The organism is Vineibacter terrae, assembly GCF_008039615.1.
Lineage (GTDB): Bacteria > Pseudomonadota > Alphaproteobacteria > Reyranellales > Reyranellaceae > Vineibacter > Vineibacter terrae.
Genome location: NZ_VDUZ01000079.1, coordinates 20,594 through 27,414, shown reverse-complemented (window position 1 = coordinate 27,414; position 6,821 = coordinate 20,594). Strand labels below are relative to the sequence as shown.

Genomic DNA, 6,821 nt, shown 5'->3' with positions numbered 1-6,821 from the left:
CGACGACAGCATCACACGCTTCAGCGCCAGCTCCTGCGCCAACGCCGACGTCGACGCCAGCAGCGTCGCCGTCAGACCCGCTACCGCCGCCAGGCGACGACCCGGCACCTTCTTCGCTTGTGACATGTGATCAGTTCTCCCGGCCCATAGTCGAGCGAATACTCACCGCTGATCATGACGATTTCGCGGCGCCAGGCAAAGCACCAAGAACGACGAGGCAGCTGGTTACCCGCCGGTGCGGGCCATGTCCCAGAAGCGCTGGCAGGTGCGGCTGTTGGCCTTGCTGCGCCGCACCAGCAGGAAGTTCAGCGTCGGGGCGTCGCGCAGCGGCAGCCTGACCAGGCCTGTGCCATCCGGCCCCGCCGTGACGGGCGCCGCCTGAAGCGACCCCAGCACGAGCGCATCGCGCTGATCGTCCGCCATGAGCAATGCGCGCCGGACTTCCGGCAGCTCCACCACAGCGGCGCCGGCAGCGACCAGCGGCGGGTAGTACATGTCGAACACCCCCGGATTGAGGTCGCGGGTGAAGGCGCCGATCCGGCGGCCGGCAAGGTCGGCCGGGCGCAGCGAGCGGCGGTTCGCGAGCCTGTCATCCGACCGCGCAATGATCATGAACGCCATCGTCGCGACGGGCAGGATCTCCAGTCCGGACGTGTCGAACGGCTCGATCACGAAGGCTGCGTCCAGCTCGCCACGCTGCAGCCGCTCGATCAACCGGTGGGTCCAGCCGATGTCGAGCTCGACGATCGTCTGCGTGCGCGCGGCGAAGCTCTCCACAAGCTCGATGCGCTGCGGAAACATGAAGCCGTAGGGCGGCGTGCCGATCCGCAGCCGCGCACGCGGATGGTCGCGCAGGCCGCGCGCGACCATCTCGAACTCCGTCGCGCTGGCCGCCAGCGCCTCGGCCGCCGCCAGCAGCTGGTCGCCCTCCGGCGTGAGCCGGATACGCCGCGTCGTGCGTTCGAACAGGCTGCAGCCCAGCCGCTCCTCCAGCTGGCGGATGCGCGTGGACAACCAGGGCTGCGACACCCTCAGCTCTGCCGCCGACCGGCTGAAGGAGCGCGTGCGCGCAATATGGGCGAACTGGATCGCCGTCTTCAGGTCGAAATCCATGGATGCACCAAGCCTGTCGTCCCAAGCTCGCTTCGCTCGAAGCGTTTGACTTAATCCTTCCCCCGGAGGCGCAGGGCATTCGCATATGCTGCCGTTTACCCCTCTCCCCGCTGCCGCGGGGCGAGGAGACGGCGTCGGTGCTCCCATATGCGAAGCCCCTGGGGAAGATGGAGGCGCAGGCTAGCTGCCATTTATTGGGATTGCGAATAAATTAGCGTGCATTCGTCTTGGACAGGCCGGTCCCGCAAATCGACATTGCTCCCACGACACAGAAGCAATCGGCGGGGAAGCGAAGCGCGCCATAGTAGCGGCCGCACAGCCAGCTGCCACCAGCAACGGGAACGGGATGAAATGAACCAGGACGTGGATGTTGCCGTCGTCGGCGCGGGATTCTCGGGTCTTTATCTGCTGCATCGCCTGCGGCAGGCGGGATTGTCGGCCATCGGCCTGGAGACGGGCGATGATGTCGGCGGCACCTGGTACTGGAACCGCTATCCCGGGGCACGCTGCGACGTGCCGACGACCGACTACACGTTCTCCTTCGACCCTGCACTGGAAGACGCCTGGACCTGGTCCGAGAAGTACGCCACGCAGCCGGAGATCCTGGCGTATCTGCGCTTCGTCGCCGACCGCTACGACCTGCGCCGCTCGATCCGCTTCGCCACGACGGTGACCACGGCGACGTGGGACGACACCGCGCAGCGCTGGCAGCTGGGCACCAGCAACGGCGCGCCGGTGTCGTGCCGGTTCTACGTGATGGCCAGCGGCTGCCTGTCGGCGCCCAAGCCACCGGAGATCGAGGGCGCCAGGGACTTCGCGGGACCGACCTACCTCACCTCGCGCTGGCCGCATGAGGGCGTCGATTTCACGGGCAAGCGGGTAGCGGTGATCGGCACCGGATCGTCGGGCATCCAGGCCATCCCCTTGATCGCGCAGCAGGCGTCCCACCTGACCGTTTTCCAGCGCACGCCGAACTTCTCGATCCCGGCGCTCAACGGCCCGGCGCCGGCGGCAGCGGTGGCCACGCTGGAGCGCGACCGCGCCGGCTACCGGGAAAGGGCGCGTTGGTCGCCCGTGGGCATGCCGCGCCAACGCCCCGCGGAATACAGCTGGCAGCTCAGCGAGGCCGAGCGGCGCGAGCGCTTCGAGCGTGGCTGGATGTCGGGCGAGCTGGGCGGCCTATCCACGGCCTGGGCCGACGCCGTCTCCGATGTCGACGGCAACGCGCTGCTGTCGGAGATGATCCGCGGCAAGATCCGCGACACCGTCACTGATCCGGCGACTGCCGAGGCGCTCTGCCCGCAGGATCATCCCTTCGGCTCGAAGCGGCCCTGCCTCGATACCGGCTACTACGACACCTACAACCGGCCCAACGTGAAGCTCGTCGACCTGCGCCGCGAGCCGATCGCCACCATCACCCGGTCGGGCATCCGCACCGCCAAGGCCGACTACGACGTCGATGCCATCGTCTTCGCCACGGGCTTCGATGCCATGACCGGCGCGATGCTGGCCGTCCATCCGATGACCGGCCGCGGCGGCATCAAGCTCGACGATGCCTGGGCCGATGGCCCCAAGACCTATCTGGGCCTGACGGTGGCCGGGTTCCCCAACCTCTTCCTGGTCACGGGTCCCGGCAGCCCCTCGGTGCTGGCCAACATGGCGGTGGCCATCGAGCAGCATGTCGACTGGATCGTCGATCGGATCACCGGCATGCGCGAAGCCGGGCAGACGACCATCGAAGCCACCGAGACTGCCCAGGCCGGCTGGTCGCGCCACGTCGCCGACTGCACGGGACTTACGCTGCATCGCCTGGCCAACACCTGGTACACCGGCGCCAACATGCGCGGCAAGGCGCGCGGCGTGATGCCCTACACGGGCGGGCTGGGCGCCTATCGCGGCATCTGCGACGAGGTAGTGAGCCGCGACATGCTGGGTTTCCGGCTGGGCGACGCCAGCGGCAACACGACGTGCAACGATGGCGAGGTCGTGCGCCTGCAGCCGGACGTGCGCCTGCTGCTGGCCGAGATGGCGAAGCTGAACCTGCCGGCCATGGAGTCGCTGGGCGCCGACGCGGCACGCGCCTTCACCATCCAGGCGCGCGCCAGCCGGCCCGCCGGACGGCCGGTGGGCGAGATCACCGACGGAACCCTGCCCGGTGCCGGCGGGCCGCTGCGCTATCGGCTGTACCGGCCGGCCACGCCGGGCCCGCACGGCGTGGTGGTGTATTTCCACGCTGGCGGCTGGGTGCTGGGCAGCCATGACTCGGATGACCCGCTGTGCCGCGACCTGTGCCGGCGCAGCGACATGCTGGTCGTCAGTATCGACTACCGCCATGCGCCGGAGCATCGTTTTCCGGCGGCCGCCGAGGACGGCTATGCGGCGGTGCGCTGGGTCGCGCAGCATGCCGCGCAGATCGGCGGCCGGCCGGGGCCGCTGGTCGTGGCCGGCTACAGCGCCGGCGGCAACGTGGCGGCCGTCACCTGCCAGCTGGTGCGCGATCGCGGCGGCGCCGAGATCGCCGGCCAGCTGCTGCTCTGCCCGGTGACGGACCACGACTTCACGCGGCCCTCCTACAGCGAGAACGCCCAGGGCTATCACCTGACCAAAGCGATGATGCACTGGTTCTGGGACCTGTACTGCAGCCCAGCCGACCGCAGCGACCCCAGGGCCTCGCCGCTGCGCGGTGAGCTGACCGGATTGCCACCGGCGCTCGTGGTGACCTGCGAATTCGATCCGCTGCGCGACGAGGGGATCGCCTACGCCGATGCGCTGGCGGCCGCCGGCGTCGAGGTCTCCCAGCTGCAGGCCCGCGGTCACATCCACACCTCGCTGGCCATGGTCGACGTGATCATCACCGGCGTCGGCGCGCGCGAACGGATGGCCCAGGCGATCCGCCGGTTCGCGGAGCGAAAGATCCGATGAGGCCGGCGACGGACGTACCGCCGCCGGGATCTCTGAAGGTCGTCAATGCGGTGGTGCCGCGGGCGCAGGTTCTGTCCACGGCGTTGGCGCTGGCCGCCAGGATCGCCGCCAATGCGCCGCTGGCCGTGCAGGCATCGAAAAGGGTCGCGCTGGGAATCCATTCGGGCGAAATACCCTCCGAGCAGAAGGCCTGGGAACTGACCCGGCTGGAGATCAGGCGCCTGATGGAATCGGCGGACGCGAAGGAAGGCCCGCGCGCCTTTGCCGAGAAGCGTACACCGGTGTGGAAAGGAGAATGAGCATGGTTGATAGTCGCACGTTGAACCCGCGTACGCCGGTGGTCATCGGGGTCGGGCAATCGGTGGATCGCATCGACTCGCCGTCCTACAAGACCTGGGCGGCATCCGATGTCGCGGCCGCCGCCGCGCAGGCCGCTTTCGAGAACACGACACGCGCCGACGCGGTGCGCAGCGCCATTGGCGCCATCGTCGCGGTGCGCACCTTCGAGGATACGGGCCGGCCGTCGCCGTTCGGCAAGACCGCCAACTTCCCCCGCTCCATCGCGAAGCGGCTGGGCATCAACCCGGGCTATGCGCTGTGGACCAAGGCCGGCGGCAACACGCCGGGGGATATGATGATCGAGTTCTCGCAGCGCATCTACGACGGCGAGTTCGAGGTCGCCCTGCTGTGCGGTGCGGAAGGCATCTCGACGGTGCGCAACGCGCACGCGCAGGGCAAGTCGCTCAATTTCGCCGAGGATCCGGGCGGGCAGGTCGAGGACCGCGGCTCGGGACTCGAGGAGCTGCGTGACCCGCTGCTGACCCGCCACGGTGTGTTGGGCGCGCCGATATCCTATGCGCTGGCCGAGAACGCACGCCGCCACAGGCTGGGCCTCTCCAAGCAGGACTATGCCGCGCGCATGGGCCGGCTGTTCGAGCCGTTCGCGCGCGTGGCGGCTGCCAATCCCTACAGCTCCTGGGCCGTGCCGGCCTTCAGCGCCACCCAGCTGCTGGAGCCCGGCAAGTCCAACCGCTGGATTGCCGACCCCTACCCGCTGCGGCTGGTCGCGCGCGACCAGGTCAACCAGGGCGCTGCGGTGATCGTGGCCTCGCTGGCCGCGGCGCGTGCGATGGGCGTGCCGGAAGAGAACTTCGTCTACCTCCACGGCTACGCCAAGGCGGCCGAGAAGCGCCTGCTGGCGCGGCCGGATATCGGCGCCTCGCCCACCGCGCACGCCGCCGTGCGTGCCGCGCTGAAGGGCGCCGACACGACGGTCGACGACATTGCCCTGTTCGACTTCTACAGCTGCTTCCCCATCGCCGTGGCCAACGTGGTGATCGACGAGCTGTCGCTGAAGGAGGACGACCCGCGCGGCTTCACCGTCACGGGCGGCCTGCCGTTCTTCGGCGGCCCGGGCAACAACTATTCCATGCATGGCATAGCCGAGATGGCGGGCCGCCTGCGCCGCCAGCCCGGCAAGAAGGGCTTCGTCGGCGCCAACGGCGGCACGCTGGGCAAGTACAGCGCCGGCGTCTATTCCACGCAGCCGCGCGACTGGACCGAGCAGCCGTCGACCGACCTGCAGGCGGCGCTCGACGCGGTGCCGTCGCCGGCGATCGACGACAGCCACACCGGGCCGGTGACCGTGGAGACCTACACCGTGGTGCATTCGAAGACCGGTCCGCAATACGCCGTGGCCGTCGGCAAGAACGCCGCCGGACGGCGCGTGATCGCGCGCACCCCCGAGGGCGACACCAAGGCGGCGGCGCATGTCCACGAGGCGGACTTTCTGGGACGCCGCATCGAGGTCGCCGCCCAGGGCGACATCAATGTGTTCCAGGTGGCCTGACGGGGATCAGCTGGCCGAGGCGCGCCGCTGGAGCGGCGCGCTTCAGTCTCGGTGCCACCTGGACATGCTATAGCCACCGCATGCGCGATCTTGTCCTGCTTCCCGGCTTCATGTGCGACGCCGACCTGTGGCGCGACATGGAGGACGACCTGACGCGGCTGGGCCGCGTGCATCACGGCAACCTCTACGACGACGACAGCCTCGATGGCATGGCACGCCGCGTGCTCGATGCAGCGCCGGAGCGGTTCGTGCTGGTCGGCTTCTCCATGGGCGGCTTCGTGGCGCGCGTGCTGAGCCTGATGGCGCCCGAACGCGTCGCCGGCGTCGCCTTCATCGCCTCCTCAGCGCGCGGCTACACCGAGGCCGAGGACACACGCAAGAAGGCGACGCTCACGATCCGACGCGTGCGCACGGACAATGAGCCCACCCTGTCGGGCGCGCTCCACCCCGACCGTGAGCGCGATCCCGTGCTGCTGGAGCGGCTGCGCGGCATGTCCCGCCGGCTGGGCAAGGCGGTCATGGCACGCCAGGTCGCCCTGGTCCGCCGCGACGGCTACGCCGAGCTCGAGCGGATCACCTGCCCCGCGCTGGTGGTGGCCTGCCGCCAGGACCGGTTGCGGCGCTTCGAGGAGACCGAGTGCATGGCGCACCATCTCCCACGAGCCCGCTTCGAGGTGATCGAGGATTGCGGGCACATGGCGCCGTTGGAGCAGCCGCACACCCTGGCCGCGATCCTGGCCGACTGGATCGACCGCGAGCGGCTCTGAGCCGGCAACCCGCGATCGAAGCGGCGGTGGCCATGATTGACGAGAAGCTCAAGCAGCGCGCACCGCCGGAACCGGAAGCTTCGGGGCACCTTCCCCCTCCGGGGCAGGGCATTCGCATATGCTGCCGTGTACCCCTCGCCCCGCGGCAGCGGGGAGAGGGAGGGGCCCAT

5 protein-coding genes are annotated in these 6,821 nt (G+C 69.4%); 4 read left to right on the top strand and 1 reads right to left on the bottom strand.

The window, feature by feature from the left end:
* Positions 1–225: 225 nt before the first annotated feature.
* Positions 226–1,113 carry a LysR family transcriptional regulator gene (locus FHP25_RS38710; RefSeq protein ID WP_178134110.1) on the bottom strand — a complete coding sequence of 296 codons (888 nt, stop codon included), beginning with the start codon at positions 1,111–1,113 and terminating at the stop codon, positions 226–228.
* Between the two features lie 351 nt (positions 1,114–1,464).
* Between FHP25_RS38710 and FHP25_RS38705 the strand changes: the two genes are divergently transcribed.
* The 4 genes from FHP25_RS38705 (at position 1,465) to FHP25_RS38690 (ending at position 6,651) form a co-directional block, all read left to right on the top strand.
* Entirely contained in the window at positions 1,465–4,035 is a 2,571-nt protein-coding gene (locus FHP25_RS38705; RefSeq protein ID WP_147852356.1) for a flavin-containing monooxygenase, read from the top strand.
* Positions 4,032–4,334 carry an enoyl-CoA hydratase-related protein gene (locus FHP25_RS38700; protein ID WP_147852355.1) on the top strand — a complete coding sequence of 101 codons (303 nt, stop codon included), beginning with the start codon at positions 4,032–4,034 and terminating at the stop codon, positions 4,332–4,334. The genes FHP25_RS38705 and FHP25_RS38700 overlap by 4 nt, the downstream gene beginning before the upstream one ends.
* A 2-nt stretch (positions 4,335–4,336) precedes the next feature.
* Entirely contained in the window at positions 4,337–5,884 is a 1,548-nt protein-coding gene (locus FHP25_RS38695) for an acetyl-CoA acetyltransferase (RefSeq protein ID WP_147852354.1), read from the top strand.
* Between the two features lie 80 nt (positions 5,885–5,964).
* A complete protein-coding gene (locus tag FHP25_RS38690; RefSeq protein WP_147852353.1) occupies positions 5,965–6,651 on the top strand; it encodes an alpha/beta fold hydrolase in 687 nt (228 codons plus the stop codon).
* The last annotated feature ends 170 nt before the right edge of the window (positions 6,652–6,821 follow it).